The sequence below is a fragment of the Vibrio sp. CCUG 15886 genome, from assembly GCF_028570825.1.
In the GTDB taxonomy this organism is placed as follows: Bacteria; Pseudomonadota; Gammaproteobacteria; order Enterobacterales; family Vibrionaceae; genus Vibrio; species Vibrio vulnificus_B.
Genome location: NZ_JAQQBT010000008.1, coordinates 95,672 through 109,619, shown reverse-complemented (window position 1 = coordinate 109,619; position 13,948 = coordinate 95,672). Strand labels below are relative to the sequence as shown.

Below are 13,948 nucleotides of genomic sequence, written 5' to 3'. Positions count from 1 at the left end.
CACTGTGCGTATTACTCGCGTTCGTGCATAGGTTGGAAATCGCGTTGGACTTCCCCTGTGTACAACTGGCGAGGGCGACCGATACGGTTCAGTGGGTCACTGTGCATTTCGTTCCAGTGTGCAATCCAACCGATGGTGCGTGAAATTGCGAAGATAACGGTAAACATTGAAACTGGAATGCCAATCGCTTTCAGAATGATGCCTGAGTAGAAATCAACGTTCGGGTACAGTTTCTTCGATACAAAGTACTCGTCTGAAAGAGCAATACGCTCAAGTTCCATTGCAACATCAAGCAGTGGATCTTGAATGTTGAGCTCTTTAAGCACTTCATGACAGGTTTCACGCATGACGGTTGCGCGTGGATCGTAGTTCTTGTAAACACGGTGACCAAAGCCCATCAAACGGAATGGGTCATCTTTGTCTTTCGCTCGATCCACGTACTCAGGAATGTTGTCGACTGAAGCAATCTCTTCCAACATCTTCAAACACGCTTCATTTGCGCCGCCATGAGCTGGACCCCAAAGCGATGCAATACCTGCCGCAATACAAGCAAACGGGTTTGCACCAGAAGAACCCGCCAAACGTACCGTTGACGTTGACGCATTTTGTTCGTGGTCTGCGTGCAGAGTGAAGATTTTGTCCATCGCACGTGCAACGACAGGGTTTACTTCATATTCTTCACATGGTGTAGCAAACATCATGTGTAGGAAGTTTTCTGCGTAGCTCAAATCATTGCGAGGGTAGATGAACGGCTGGCCTGTAGAGTACTTGTAACACATCGCAGCCAAAGTCGGCATCTTAGACAACAGACGATACGCTGTGATCTCACGGTGCAGGTCATTATTGATGTCTAGAGAATCGTGGTAGAACGCAGCAAGTGCGCCAACAACACCACACATTACTGCCATAGGGTGTGCATCACGACGGAAGCCATGGAAGAAGCTGGCAATTTGTTCGTGCACCATAGTGTGGCGAGTAACAGTTGTTTTGAATTTCTCGTATTGCTCACGAGTAGGGGCTTCACCGTAAAGTAGAATATAACAAACCTCTAGGTAATCAGCGTTGTTTGCAAGCTGATCAATAGGGTATCCACGGTGAAGCAGGATGCCTTTTCCGCCGTCGATGTATGTTATTTGCGATTCACAAGATGCAGTGGCAAGAAAACCCGGGTCGAAAGTGAAGTAGCCGTTCGCTCCTAGCTTACGAACATCAATTACAGGCGTTCCCAAAGAACCTTCCATAATTGGCAATTCGATCGGCGCTTTACCTTCAACATGAAGGGTCGCTTTCTTATCCGCCATAACAATCTCCTTTGTTTATTATTTAATCCGTCCAGGATGTTTATGTGCCTTTTTTGTACTGGTGTTAAAGATTAAAGTCAATTCTTCTCCCTTTTTGTGTGCACTTGTTATTATTTTTTGCATTAAAATCGTTAAAAATCTGTTCTGTGTAGCATAATTTGTTACATCAATTGTATTAGAATGTTGCCAGCCGTATAGTGGCGCAGAAATTTTTGGTTAACTCCTTATAAATTCGGGGCTAGAAACAATTGTGAGGTGTTTCTTTTAGCTTTTTTGTTAACAAGTTTTTTACAATTTAATGGAATCATTTGCCGGAATGTTGTTAATTAAATGTTAACTTTTGTGGGGTTGGGAGCCAAAATTCGTTCATAACAATAAATGCTCAATGGAGCTGAGTGAGCAAGCCCGTGAAAGAAAGAAAGTCAAGACCTGTTAATTTAGATTTACAGACCATTCGCTTTCCTATCACAGCAATCGCGTCCATCCTGCACCGTGTGTCAGGTGTGATTACGTTTGTTGCGGTGGGAATTTTGCTTTGGTTACTATCCATTTCTCTGTCATCCCCAGTAGGCTTTATGGAAGCAAGCGACATCGTCGATAGCTTCTTTGTGAAGTTTATTCTATGGGGCATTTTAACTGCGTTGGCATACCACATCGCTGGTGGTATTCGTCACTTGATGATGGACTTAGGCCATTTTGAAGAGCTTGAGTCTGGCGCAATGAGTGCCAAAGTTGCATTTGCTGCCACCGCTGTCTTATCACTGTTGGCGGGGATTTTGGTATGGTAAAACACGTTTCCTCTGTTGGCCGTAACGGTGTGCACGATTTCTTGTTGATTCGTGCAACGGCCATCATCATGACTCTTTACACCATTTATCTTGTTAGCTTCTGTGCGTTCACAGATATCAATTATGCATCCTGGACTCAGTTTTTTGGTGGCACTTTTACTAAAGTCTTCACCATGCTTGCTCTCGCTTCTGTCCTGATTCATGCCTGGATTGGATTATGGCAAGTGCTGACTGACTACATCAAGTGCGCCAAATTGCGTGGTGGTTTACAACTTGGTGTGATCGCACTGCTGTTCGGGTATTTCTTCTCTGGTCTGTTTGTATTGTGGGGTGCATAAGTGTCTATTCCAGTTCGCGAATTTGATGCCGTAGTAATCGGCGCTGGTGGTGCAGGTATGCGTGCTGCACTACAAATTTCTGAGCAAGGCCTTTCTTGTGCATTGCTATCTAAAGTATTTCCAACACGCTCACACACTGTATCGGCTCAAGGTGGTATTACCGTTGCTCTAGGTAACTCGCACAAAGACGATTGGCAGTGGCATATGTATGACACCGTAAAAGGTTCTGACTACATTGGTGACCAAAATGCCATTGAGTACATGTGTAAGAATGGTCCTGAGTCAGTGATCGAGCTTGAGAAAATGGGTCTGCCTTTCTCTCGTTTTGATAACGGCAGTATCTACCAGCGTCCATTTGGTGGTCAGTCAAAAGAGTTTGGTGGCGAGCAAGCGGCGCGTACCGCTGCAGCGGCTGACCGTACTGGTCACGCATTGCTCCACACTCTGTATCAGCAAAACGTAAAACACAAAACCATGATCTTCTCTGAGTGGTATGCACTTGACCTGGTGAAAAACCAAGATGGTGCGGTTGTGGGTTGTACAGCGGTATGCATGGAAACGGGTGAAATTTGCTACTTCAAGTCGAAAGCGACCATTTTAGCAACTGGTGGTGCTGGCCGTATTTACGCCTCAACAACGAACGCACACATCAATACTGGTGATGGTGTTGGTATGGCACTGCGCGCTGGCGTCCCAATGCAAGACATGGAAATGTGGCAGTTCCACCCAACGGGTATCGCTGGTGCAGGTGTTCTTGTGACGGAAGGTTGTCGTGGTGAAGGCGGTTACCTTCTCAACAAAGATGGTGAGCGTTTCATGGAGCGTTATGCTCCTAATGCGAAAGATTTGGCTGGTCGCGACGTTGTTGCACGTTCAATGATGATCGAAATCCGTGAAGGTCGTGGTTGTGATGGCCCTTGGGGTCCACACATTAAACTCAAGTTGGATCATCTAGGCAAAGATGTGCTTGAATCGCGTCTACCAGGTATCTGTGAGTTATCGCGTACCTTCGCTCACGTTGACCCAGTGAAAGAGCCAATCCCAGTTATCCCAACTTGTCACTACATGATGGGTGGTGTACCAACGCAAGTTTCTGGTCAAGCGATCAAACAAACTGCCGATGGCAAAGACGTCGAAGTTCAAGGTCTATTCGCGTGTGGTGAAATTGCTTCTGTATCAGTACATGGCGCAAACCGTCTAGGTGGTAACTCACTGCTTGACCTCGTGGTATTCGGTCGTGCAACGGGTCTTCACCTTGGTGAAACACTCGCTGCGCAGGCAGAAGCGCGTGATGCATCAGCATCGGACATTGAAGCCTCACTTTCTCGCTACATGCGCTGGGAAAACAGCAAAGGTGGTGAGGATCCTGTTCAGATTCGTAAAGATCTACAACGTTGTATGCAGAACAGCTTCTCGGTATTCCGTGAAGGTGACGCTATGGCGACAGGTCTGGAAGAGCTGAAAGTGATTCGTGAGCGCCTGAAAGATGCACATCTTTCTGACAAATCAACTGAGTTCAATACTCAGCGTATCGAGTGTCTAGAGCTAGACAACTTGATGGAAACGGCATTCTCAACAGCGGTTGCGGCCAACTATCGCACAGAAAGTCGCGGTGCTCACGCCCGCTTTGACTTCCCAGATCGTGACGATGAAAACTGGCTATGCCACTCTATCTACAACCCGGAAACGGAGCAAATGAGCAAGCGTGATGTCAATATGACGCCTGTTCATCGTGATGCGTTCCCACCAAAAGTACGTACATACTAAGGGAGGACTGAACATGAAACTGAACTTCTCTGTATATCGTTACAATCCGGATGTAGATACCAAACCATACATGAAAGACTATGTGCTGGAAGTGGAAGACGGCTCTGACATGATGGTGTTGGATGCACTGATTCTACTGAAAGAACAAGACGCTACGATCTCTTTCCGTCGTTCTTGTCGTGAAGGCGTGTGTGGATCGGATGGTCTTAACATGAATGGTAAGAACGGTTTGGCGTGTATCACACCGCTGTCTGCGTTGAAAGCGGACAAAATTGTGATTCGTCCATTGCCTGGGTTACCTGTGATTCGCGATCTTATCGTTGACATGACACAGTTCTACGATAACTATGCGAAAGTTAAGCCTTTCTTGATTTCAGATGGTGCTCTTCCGCCTTCTCGAGAAAACTTACAATCACCAGACGAGCGTGCGCATTTGGATGGTTTGTACGAATGTATTATGTGTGCATGTTGTACAACCTCGTGCCCATCATTCTGGTGGAACCCGGACAAGTTTATCGGACCAGCGGGTCTTCTGGCAGCGTATCGTTGGCTGATTGACAGTCGTGATACTGCAACAGATGAACGTTTGTCTAATCTTGATGACGCATTTAGCGTTTTTCGTTGCCACGGCATTATGAATTGTGTAAGTGTTTGTCCTAAGGGGCTAAATCCTACAAAAGCTATTGGCCATATCAAGAGTATGCTGGTCAATCGTTCGGTGTAATAAACAACAAAATTGCCGACAGTGTTCTAACCAACCTGTCGGCTCTATAGTAGCTCGGCGAAGACCGCAGCAAACGTGAAAACTACTGGTTAAGGGAAAATATGCACAACGGCGTGATGAAGGCATGGCTCGAGTCTTCACACTTGGCTGGCGCCAATGCAACTTACGTAGAGGATCTCTACGAACTGTATCTAAGTGACCCCGATCTGGTAAGTGAGGAGTGGAAACGTGTTTTTGAAGGCTTGCCTAAGCCAACAAAAGAAGTGGCCGAACAGCCGCATTCACGGGTCCGTGACTACTTCCGACGACTAGCTCAAGAAACAAAGCATTATAGTGTCCAGGTAAGTGATCCTGATGTCGATGCTAAGCAAGTTAAGGTACTACAGCTGATTAATGCTTACCGCTTCCGCGGACATGAAGCAGCAGAATTGGATCCACTCGGTTTATGGCAACGCCCAACAGTGGCTGAGCTAGACCCTGCATTCCACAATCTCACCGAAGATGACTTCGAAGAAACATTCAACGTAGGTTCTTTTGCTGTTGGTCAAGAGACCATGCCGCTGAAAGATATCTACACCGCACTTAAGAAAACCTACTGTGGTTCGATTGGTGCAGAATACATGCACATGACAGACACAGAGCAAAAGCGTTGGATCCAACAACGTTTAGAATCTGTGGTAGGTCAACCTTCCTTTGATAAAGATGAAAAACGTACATTCCTTGCTGAGCTAACGGCAGCAGAAGGTCTTGAGCGCTATCTTGGTGCAAAATTCCCAGGAGCGAAGCGTTTCTCTCTCGAAGGTGGCGACGCAATGATTCCGATGATGAAAGAGTTAATTCGTCATGCGGGTCGTAGCGGAATGCGCGAAGTGGTTATCGGCATGGCTCACCGTGGCCGTCTCAATATGCTTGTTAACGTCTTGGGCAAAAAGCCACAGGACCTATTTGACGAGTTTGCTGGTAAACATGGCGAGAGTTGGGGTACGGGCGATGTAAAATATCACCAAGGTTTCTCAGCGGACTTCGCAACACCAGGTGGCGACGTTCACTTAGCCCTTGCGTTTAACCCATCTCACTTAGAGATCGTTAACCCAGTAGTTATGGGTTCTGTGCGTGCGCGTCAAGATCGCTTGGGCGACGATGACGGTAGCAAAGTGTTGCCGATTACCATCCATGGTGACTCTGCGATCGCGGGTCAAGGGGTTGTTGCTGAAACATTCAACATGTCTCAAGCGCGTGGCTTCTGCGTTGGTGGCACGGTACGTGTTGTCGTCAATAACCAAGTTGGTTTTACGACGTCTAACCCACGCGACACCCGCTCAACGATGTACTGTACTGATATTGCGAAGATGGTACAGGCACCGATTTTCCACGTAAACGCAGATGACCCTGAAGCAGTAGCTTTCGTGACTCGTATTGCGTTGGATTACCGTAACGAGTTTAAACGCGATGTGGTGATTGACTTGGTTTGTTACCGCCGTCATGGCCACAATGAAGCGGACGAGCCGAATGCTACTCAGCCTTTGATGTACCAAAAGATCAAAAAACATCCTACGCCTCGTAAGTTGTATGCTGATGTTTTGATTGATCGTAACGAGTGCGACATTGAAACCGCAACGCAAATGGTCAACGAGTATCGTGATGCACTCGATCACGGCGAAGTGGTTGTTAAAGAATGGCGCCCAATGGCATTACATTCTGTCGATTGGTCTCCATATCTGGGCCATGACTGGGATACGCCTTGGAGCAATACCTACGATAAACAACGCCTAGTCGAGCTAGGTAAGCGTTTATGCCAATACCCAGAAAGTCACACGCTTCACAGCCGAGTGAGCAAGCTTTACAACGACCGTACGGCAATGACCAATGGTGAAAAAGAGCTAGATTGGGGGATGGCAGAAACTTTGGCCTACGCCACACTAGTGGATGATGGCAAGCGCATTCGTATTTCAGGTCAGGATTCTGGTCGTGGTACCTTCTTCCATCGTCATGCTGTACTGCACAACCAAAACGATGCCAGTACGTATGTTCCTCTTGCCAATATTCATGATAAGCAAGGTCCTTTTGAAGTATTCGATTCGGTTCTTTCTGAAGAAGCGGTACTTGCCTTTGAATATGGTTACGCAACGGCAGAGCCAAGTGGCTTGACGCTTTGGGAAGCGCAATTTGGTGACTTTGCTAACGGCGCACAAGTGGTTATTGACCAGTTCATCTCTTCGGGTGAACAGAAGTGGGCTCGACTATGTGGGTTAACCATGTTGTTGCCTCACGGCTATGAAGGTCAAGGTCCAGAGCACTCATCTGCGCGTCTTGAGCGTTACCTACAACTGTGTGCTGAACAAAACATGCAAGTGGTTGTGCCATCAACCCCTGCGCAGGTTTATCACATGATCCGTCGTCAAGTTGTGCGTCCAATGCGTCGTCCACTGATTGTGATGTCTCCTAAATCATTGCTACGCCACCCATTATGCACATCGTCACTCGATGACTTGGCAAATGGTACCTTTATGCCCGCGATTCCAGAAATCGATGAACTGGATCCGGCAAAAGTGAAACGTGTTGTGTTCTGTTCAGGTAAGGTCTACTTCGACCTTCTAGAGCAGCGTCGCAATAACGAGCAAGATGATGTCGCGATTGTACGTATTGAACAGCTGTACCCATTCCCAATGGATGACGTGAAAGCGGCAATAGCACCTTATGTGAATGTTGAAGATTTTGTTTGGTGTCAGGAAGAACCGCAAAACCAAGGGGCTTGGTACTGTAGCCAACATAACTTCCGTGCAGCTATCCCGGCAGGAACTGAGTTGAAATACGCTGGTCGTCCAGCGTCAGCTTCTCCAGCCGTTGGCTATATGTCGGTGCACTTGAAACAGCAGAAAGCGCTGATTGATGACGCGCTAAACGTGAACGAAAAGACTTCGGATTAAGAACTAGAAGTAAAAGGAAGAAACAGATATGACTATTGAAATTCTGGTTCCAGATTTACCTGAATCAGTGGCCGATGCAACAGTTGCAACTTGGCACAAGAAACCAGGCGACAGAGTTGAGCGCGATGAAGTACTGGTTGATATTGAAACAGACAAAGTAGTGTTAGAAGTACCGGCTTCAGAAGCGGGTATTCTAGAAGCGATCGTTGAAGAAGAAGGTGCGACAGTGCTTTCGAAGCAACTGATTGGTCGCATTAAATTGGCGGCTGTCGCGGGTGAACCTACGGCTGATACGACGGAAGAGTCAGAGCCATCTCCAGATAAGCGTCATACAGCAAGCTTATCAGAAGAGAGCAATGATGCCCTTAGTCCAGCGGTGCGTCGCCTTCTCGCAGAGCATAGCTTGGAAGCAAGCCAAGTAAAAGGTACGGGTGTTGGTGGCCGTATTACACGTGAAGATATCGAAGCGCACCTTGCCGCGGCAAAACAAGCTCCTGCAGTTGCAGAAGCTCCTGCTGCAGTTGCATCGGTTGCTGCTCGCAGTGAAAAACGTGTTCCAATGACACGTCTACGCAAAACAGTGGCTAACCGTTTGCTAGAAGCGAAAAACAGCACGGCGATGTTGACGACGTTTAACGAAGTTAACATGAAGCCAATCATGGATCTTCGTAAGCAGTATGGTGATCAGTTTGAAGCGCGTCATGGTATTCGTCTTGGCTTCATGTCTTTCTACGTGAAAGCGGTGACTGAAGCACTGAAGCGTTATCCTGAAATCAACGCATCGATCGATGGTGATGACATTGTTTACCACAACTATTTTGACATCAGTATGGCGGTTTCTACGCCACGTGGTCTAGTGACTCCAGTCCTAAAAGACTGCGACACGCTAGGTTTTGCGGATGTTGAAAAGGGTATCAAAGAGCTCGCCATCAAAGGTCGTGACGGAAAACTAACCGTTGACGAGCTAATTGGCGGCAACTTTACCATCACGAATGGTGGTGTGTTTGGTTCATTGATGTCGACTCCAATCATCAACCCACCACAATCTGCGATTTTGGGTATGCATAAGATTCAAGATCGTCCGATGGCGGTAGATGGCAAAGTTGAAATTCTGCCAATGATGTACCTAGCACTGTCTTATGACCACCGCTTGATTGATGGTCGCGAGTCGGTTGGCTTCCTAGTGACCGTGAAAGAGTTACTGGAAGATCCAGCACGTCTGTTGTTAGACGTTTAATATCGCTAAAACGTCTAGTTGTCGTTGATGGCTAGACGTTAAAAATCCCTAAGGCTAGACTGGCTCAGCGTCTGGCCTTCACTTGAACTGTTAGCAGTTTATTTGAGAAGACCCTACAGGCGTCGCACTGTTAATCGTGACGTTATGGAAATAATAAATCCCTTAAGGGAAGAACAAACGGAATATCAAAATGAATTTGCATGAATACCAAGCCAAACAGCTGTTTGCAGAATTCGGTTTGCCGGTACCAGAAGGTTATGCTTGTGATACACCTCAAGAAGCATTTGAAGCTGCTGGCCGCATTAGCACCGCGAAGAAAGTTGTAAAATGTCAGGTTCACGCAGGTGGCCGCGGTAAAGCGGGTGGCGTAGAGCTTCACGATACGAAAGAAGGCGTGAAAGAATTTGCACAAAAATGGCTTGGCAAAAACCTGGTAACTTATCAGACAGATGCGAATGGTCAGCCAGTAACAAAAATTTTGGTTGAAGAAGCGTCCAATATTGCCAACGAGCTATACTTGGGTGCTGTCGTTGACCGTGCAACACGTAAAGTCGTTTTCATGGCCTCAACTGAAGGCGGTGTGGAAATCGAAAAAGTTGCAGAAGAAACACCTGAACTGATTCACAAAGCGGCTATTGATCCACTGGTAGGCCCTCAGGCTTATCAAGGTCGTGAGCTTGCATTTAAACTTGGTCTTCAAGGCGATCAAATTAAGCAGTTTGTGAAAATCTTCATGGGTTTGGGTGAAATGTTCACTCAATACGATCTCGCTCTTCTTGAAATCAACCCACTTGTGATTACTGGTGAAGGCAACCTACTTTGTCTAGATGGTAAGATCAACATCGACTCAAATGCGCTTTACCGCCAACCTAAACTGCGTGAAATGCACGATCCTTCTCAAGAAGATAAGCGTGAAGCTCATGCGGCGCAGTGGGAACTGAACTACGTAGCACTTGATGGTAACGTCGGCTGTATGGTGAACGGTGCAGGCCTTGCAATGGGTACTATGGACATCGTAAACCTACACGGTGGCAAACCAGCCAACTTCTTGGATGTAGGTGGCGGCGCGACAAAAGAGCGTGTAGCAGAGGCATTCAAGATCATCCTTTCTGATGACAATGTAAAAGCCGTTTTGGTGAACATCTTTGGTGGTATTGTTCGTTGTGACATGATCGCAGAAGGTATCATCGGCGCGGTAAAAGAAGTTGGTGTAAGCGTACCCGTTGTTGTACGCCTTGAAGGTACTAACGCGGATCTTGGCCGCAAAGTACTGGCAGAGTCAGGTTTGGATATCATTGCAGCAGAATCACTAACAGATGCTGCTCAGAAAGTAGTTGCTGCGGCGGAGGGCAAATAATGTCTGTATTAATTAACAAAGACACCAAAGTAATCTGTCAGGGTTTCACAGGCGGTCAAGGTACTTTCCACTCAGAGCAAGCGCTAGCTTATGGCACGCAAATGGTTGGTGGTGTTTCTCCTGGTAAAGGTGGTCAAACACATTTAGGCCTACCTGTGTTCAACACTGTTCGCGAAGCGGTAGAAGCAACGGGCGCAACAGCAACAGTTATCTACGTTCCAGCTCCTTTCTGTAAAGATGCCATCTTGGAAGCAATCGATGCGGGTATCGAACTTATTGTAACCATCACAGAGGGCATTCCTACGACGGATATGATCGATGTGAAAGTGAAACTTGAGCAGACTGGCGTTCGTATGATTGGGCCAAACTGTCCAGGCGTTATCACTCCTGATGAGTGTAAGATCGGCATCATGCCAGGTCATATCCATAAGAAGGGTAAAGTGGGTATCGTTTCACGCTCAGGTACTTTAACGTACGAAGCCGTTAAACAAACCACGGATGAAGGTTTCGGTCAGTCTACGTGTGTTGGTATCGGTGGCGACCCAATCCCAGGTTCTAACTTCATCGATATTCTAAAATTGTTCCAAGAAGACCCAGAAACGGAAGCGATCGTGATGATCGGTGAAATTGGCGGTACGGCAGAAGAAGAAGCGGCAGCGTTCATTAAAGAGAACGTTACTAAGCCAGTGGTCTCTTACATCGCTGGTGTAACTGCGCCTCCGGGTAAACGTATGGGCCATGCTGGTGCTATCATTTCTGGTGGTAAAGGGACTGCGGATGAGAAGTTTGCAGCACTTGAATCTGCTGGTGTGAAAACCGTTAAGTCTTTGGCTGACATTGGTCAAGCACTTCGCGAAGTGACGGGTTGGTAATAGACAACAGCGTCAACCGTTTAAGTAAAAGCCGAGCAATCAATGCTCGGCTTTTTCATTGTAGTTTACTTGTTCTGTCACTTTAGCTTGTTTGCGGCTTTAGTTGAGCCAGCATAAAGATAGCGGTTGCGCTAATGACCACTGAGGGGCCTGCCGGGGTATCGAAATGCCAAGAGAGCGTTAATCCACCGAGGACGGCAAGAACACCGATCAGAGAAGCAAACCCAGCCATTTGCTCTGGTGACTGAGCAAAGCGCCTTGCCGCTGCTGCAGGGATGATCAGCAGAGAGGTCATAATCAGTGCGCCGACAAATTTCATTCCCACTGCGATAACGATACCGACCATCAGCATCAAAATTAGGCGAATCAAATCGATATTGGTGCCTTCCACTGCAGCCAACTCTTCATTAACTGTGGTGGACAAAAGCGGTCGCCAAAAAAGATACAACGTTGCGCCAACCGCAGCGACTCCTGCGTATATGAACAGCAAATCTTGTGGGGAGACAGCCAAAAGATCACCAAATAAGTAGCTCATCAGATCCACACGGACATTATCGAGAAAACTTACCGCGACCAAACCGATGGACAATGCGCTGTGAGCTAAGATGCCGAGCAGTGTATCCGACGCAACGAGCTGCTGTTTTTGCAGTGTCACGAGTATCACCGCTAAAGCGAGGCAACATACAATGAGCGCAAGGTACAAGTTCACATCGAGCAGAAAGCCAAGCGCTAGCCCCATTAGTGACGCATGAGCTAGGGTATCGCCGAAGTAAGCCATTCTGCGCCAAACAACAAATGATCCCAAAGGCCCGGCGATCAGTGCAATTCCTAAGCCGGCTAAAAGAGAAGGAAGAAGAAACTCAATCATGATGATGTCCATGGTGATGATGGTTACACTGAGTTGCATCACCAGAAACAGGTTGGCCTGCTAAATCGTGGTGGTGGTGGTCATGTTGGTGATGATAAATCGCTAATGAGTCTCTTGCCGCACTACCAAATAATGCAATGTAAGACGGGTGCTGAGTAATGTCTTCTGGCGCGCCAGAACAGCAAACGTGATGTTGAAGGCAAATGACTTCATCGGTTTTTGCCATAACCAGATGTAAGTCATGTGACACCATAAACACGGCACAATCGAAACGATGGCGGATGCTTTCAATTAAATCGTAGAGATCAATTTGTCCTTGAATGTCGACGCCTTGAGCGGGTTCATCAAGTACAAGTAAGTCTGGCCGTTGCAAAAGCGCGCGAGCCAACAGCACGCGTTGAGTCTCACCGCCAGAGAGTTTGTGCATGTTGGATTTATATAGGTGCTCGGCACCAACAAGTCGAAGTGCTTCCATGGTTTCTTGCTGACTATACTTTCCTGATAGATTTAAGAAACGGATAACATTAAGTGGCAATGTGTCATTTAGCTTTAGCTTTTGCGGAACATAGCCGATAGTAAGCTTTGCTTGACGTTGAACTTGACCTGAAGTGGGTTTGAGTAAACCGATGATGATTTTGACTAAGGTTGACTTGCCGGCACCATTTGGGCCGATCAGTGTCGTGATTTTACCTTTGTGCAAATCCAAGCTAATACTGTCTAAAACTTTCTTATTGTCAAAGGTGACCGAAAGCGCCTTTAGGCTAATTAACGCTGACATGAATAGAACTCATTTGCAATTGGTGAGTGTTATAATGTAACATTTTATCCTAATGAACGCTACTTACCAACTTGGATTATTATGATTCGCTTTTTATTGTGTACTTTTACACTATTTTTGCCGTTACAAGCGCTTGCCGTTGAGGTTTTAACCAGCATTAAACCAATACAGCTAATCGTCAATGAGCTTACACAAGAGGTAACGACTCCAACGTTACTCGTGGCTGCCAATGCTTCGCCTCACGACTACGCTTTGAAACCTTCTGACGTGAAAAAAGTAAGGCGAGCGGATCTGATAGTGTGGTTTGGCTCATCCTTAGAGCCTTTTATGACAAAGTTGGTGTCAGAACATTCCAATGTGCTAACGATCAGCGCGATTCCTTCTCTTAAGTTACGTGAATACCAAGAGGCTCATCAGCATGATGGCCATGATCACGGTAGCCATGACCCCCATTTTTGGATGGGCATCGACACGGTCAAACAAGTTGCTCCAGCGATAACGGCGCGTCTGATCGAAATCGACGCGCAGAACGAAGAACAGTACCAAGCTAACTTAAAGCGTTTCATGCAGGGATTGGATGAAACGGATACGCGTTTAAATAAGTTGCTACAAGGAGTGAAAGAGCGCGGCTACTATGTGTTCCATGATGCTTATGGCTACTTTGAACAGCAGTATCAACTTCGCAACCTTGGGCACTTTACGGTTAGCCCGGAGAAAAAGCCTGGAGCGAAAACGTTGATTGAAATTCGTAACCGTTTAGCAAAAGGCGATGTTGTGTGTGTGTTTGCTGAGCCACAATTTACACCAGCGGTTATCGAAAGTGTCATGAGAGGCAGCTCGGCGAAAAAAGGGGTTCTAGACCCTATTGGTACAGAAGTGACACTTGAATCCGGCGGCTACTTTAATTATCTCCTCTCAATGGGGAATGATTTCTACCAATGTTTACATGATAAGTAGATCCAACTTCTCCCTATTTACGTGATCCAATTAG

The 13,948-nt window shown here is 46.8% G+C and carries 12 protein-coding genes; 9 read left to right on the top strand and 3 right to left on the bottom strand.

The genetic code is table 11. The annotated features are described in order from the left end of the window. Window positions 1-11 precede the first annotated feature (11 nt). The gene (locus PQQ36_RS15295; protein WP_273661771.1) at window positions 12-1,301 is read right to left on the bottom strand and encodes a citrate synthase; all 1,290 of its coding nucleotides are present in this window, start codon (window positions 1,299-1,301) and stop codon (window positions 12-14) included. Window positions 1,302-1,696: 395 nt separating this feature from the next. Here PQQ36_RS15295 and sdhC point away from each other — a divergent pair, with 395 nt between their 5' ends. The 8 genes from sdhC to sucD all read left to right on the top strand — a co-directional run bounded on the left by sdhC (window position 1,697) and on the right by sucD (window position 11,311). Further along, the gene (gene sdhC / locus PQQ36_RS15290; protein ID WP_011078278.1) at window positions 1,697-2,089 is read left to right on the top strand and encodes a succinate dehydrogenase cytochrome b556 subunit; all 393 of its coding nucleotides are present in this window, start codon (window positions 1,697-1,699) and stop codon (window positions 2,087-2,089) included. Then, window positions 2,083-2,427, top strand: a complete 345-nt coding sequence (gene sdhD / locus PQQ36_RS15285; RefSeq protein WP_011078277.1) for a succinate dehydrogenase, hydrophobic membrane anchor protein — start codon at window positions 2,083-2,085, stop codon at window positions 2,425-2,427. Before sdhC ends, sdhD begins: the two co-directional genes overlap by 7 nt. Continuing rightward, window positions 2,428-4,194: a succinate dehydrogenase flavoprotein subunit gene (sdhA, locus tag PQQ36_RS15280; protein WP_011078276.1), complete on the top strand. Its 1,767-nt coding sequence runs from the start codon at window positions 2,428-2,430 to the stop codon at window positions 4,192-4,194. A 13-nt stretch (window positions 4,195-4,207) separates the two neighbouring features. Beyond that, the gene (locus tag PQQ36_RS15275; protein ID WP_011078275.1) at window positions 4,208-4,918 is read left to right on the top strand and encodes a succinate dehydrogenase iron-sulfur subunit; all 711 of its coding nucleotides are present in this window, start codon (window positions 4,208-4,210) and stop codon (window positions 4,916-4,918) included. Between the two features lie 101 nt (window positions 4,919-5,019). Further along, window positions 5,020-7,845, top strand: coding sequence for a 2-oxoglutarate dehydrogenase E1 component (gene sucA, locus PQQ36_RS15270; protein ID WP_011149792.1), 2,826 nt, complete (start codon window positions 5,020-5,022; stop codon window positions 7,843-7,845). Between the two features lie 28 nt (window positions 7,846-7,873). After that, complete coding sequence (gene odhB / locus PQQ36_RS15265) at window positions 7,874-9,082, top strand: 2-oxoglutarate dehydrogenase complex dihydrolipoyllysine-residue succinyltransferase (protein ID WP_039553085.1); 1,209 nt, start codon at window positions 7,874-7,876, stop codon at window positions 9,080-9,082. Between the two features lie 190 nt (window positions 9,083-9,272). Continuing rightward, complete coding sequence (sucC, locus tag PQQ36_RS15260; RefSeq protein WP_011078272.1) at window positions 9,273-10,439, top strand: ADP-forming succinate--CoA ligase subunit beta; 1,167 nt, start codon at window positions 9,273-9,275, stop codon at window positions 10,437-10,439. Then, window positions 10,439-11,311, top strand: a complete 873-nt coding sequence (gene sucD / locus PQQ36_RS15255) for a succinate--CoA ligase subunit alpha (RefSeq protein ID WP_011149794.1) — start codon at window positions 10,439-10,441, stop codon at window positions 11,309-11,311. Before sucC ends, sucD begins: the two co-directional genes overlap by 1 nt. Window positions 11,312-11,393: 82 nt before the next feature. On the opposite strand, the gene znuB is transcribed toward sucD, so the two are convergent. Continuing rightward, complete coding sequence (znuB, locus tag PQQ36_RS15250; protein ID WP_039553087.1) at window positions 11,394-12,179, bottom strand: zinc ABC transporter permease subunit ZnuB; 786 nt, start codon at window positions 12,177-12,179, stop codon at window positions 11,394-11,396. Next, entirely contained in the window at window positions 12,172-12,957 is a 786-nt protein-coding gene (gene znuC, locus PQQ36_RS15245) for a zinc ABC transporter ATP-binding protein ZnuC (protein WP_047108990.1), read from the bottom strand. Before znuC ends, znuB begins: the two co-directional genes overlap by 8 nt. Before the next feature lie 81 nt (window positions 12,958-13,038). Between znuC and znuA the strand changes: the two genes are divergently transcribed. Next, complete coding sequence (gene znuA / locus PQQ36_RS15240; protein WP_053542985.1) at window positions 13,039-13,914, top strand: zinc ABC transporter substrate-binding protein ZnuA; 876 nt, start codon at window positions 13,039-13,041, stop codon at window positions 13,912-13,914. Window positions 13,915-13,948: the final 34 nt, after the last annotated feature.

Coding starts and splice junctions, on each gene's coding strand:
- PQQ36_RS15295 (WP_273661771.1), bottom strand. CDS start 1,301: ATGGCGGATAAGAAAGCGACCCTTCATGTTGAAGGTAAAGCGCCGATC.
- znuA (WP_053542985.1), top strand. CDS start 13,039: ATGATTCGCTTTTTATTGTGTACTTTTACACTATTTTTGCCGTTACAA.
- znuC (WP_047108990.1), bottom strand. CDS start 12,957: ATGTCAGCGTTAATTAGCCTAAAGGCGCTTTCGGTCACCTTTGACAAT.
- sucA (WP_011149792.1), top strand. CDS start 5,020: ATGCACAACGGCGTGATGAAGGCATGGCTCGAGTCTTCACACTTGGCT.
- znuB (WP_039553087.1), bottom strand. CDS start 12,179: ATGATTGAGTTTCTTCTTCCTTCTCTTTTAGCCGGCTTAGGAATTGCA.
- sdhD (WP_011078277.1), top strand. CDS start 2,083: ATGGTAAAACACGTTTCCTCTGTTGGCCGTAACGGTGTGCACGATTTC.
- sucD (WP_011149794.1), top strand. CDS start 10,439: ATGTCTGTATTAATTAACAAAGACACCAAAGTAATCTGTCAGGGTTTC.
- odhB (WP_039553085.1), top strand. CDS start 7,874: ATGACTATTGAAATTCTGGTTCCAGATTTACCTGAATCAGTGGCCGAT.
- PQQ36_RS15275 (WP_011078275.1), top strand. CDS start 4,208: ATGAAACTGAACTTCTCTGTATATCGTTACAATCCGGATGTAGATACC.
- sucC (WP_011078272.1), top strand. CDS start 9,273: ATGAATTTGCATGAATACCAAGCCAAACAGCTGTTTGCAGAATTCGGT.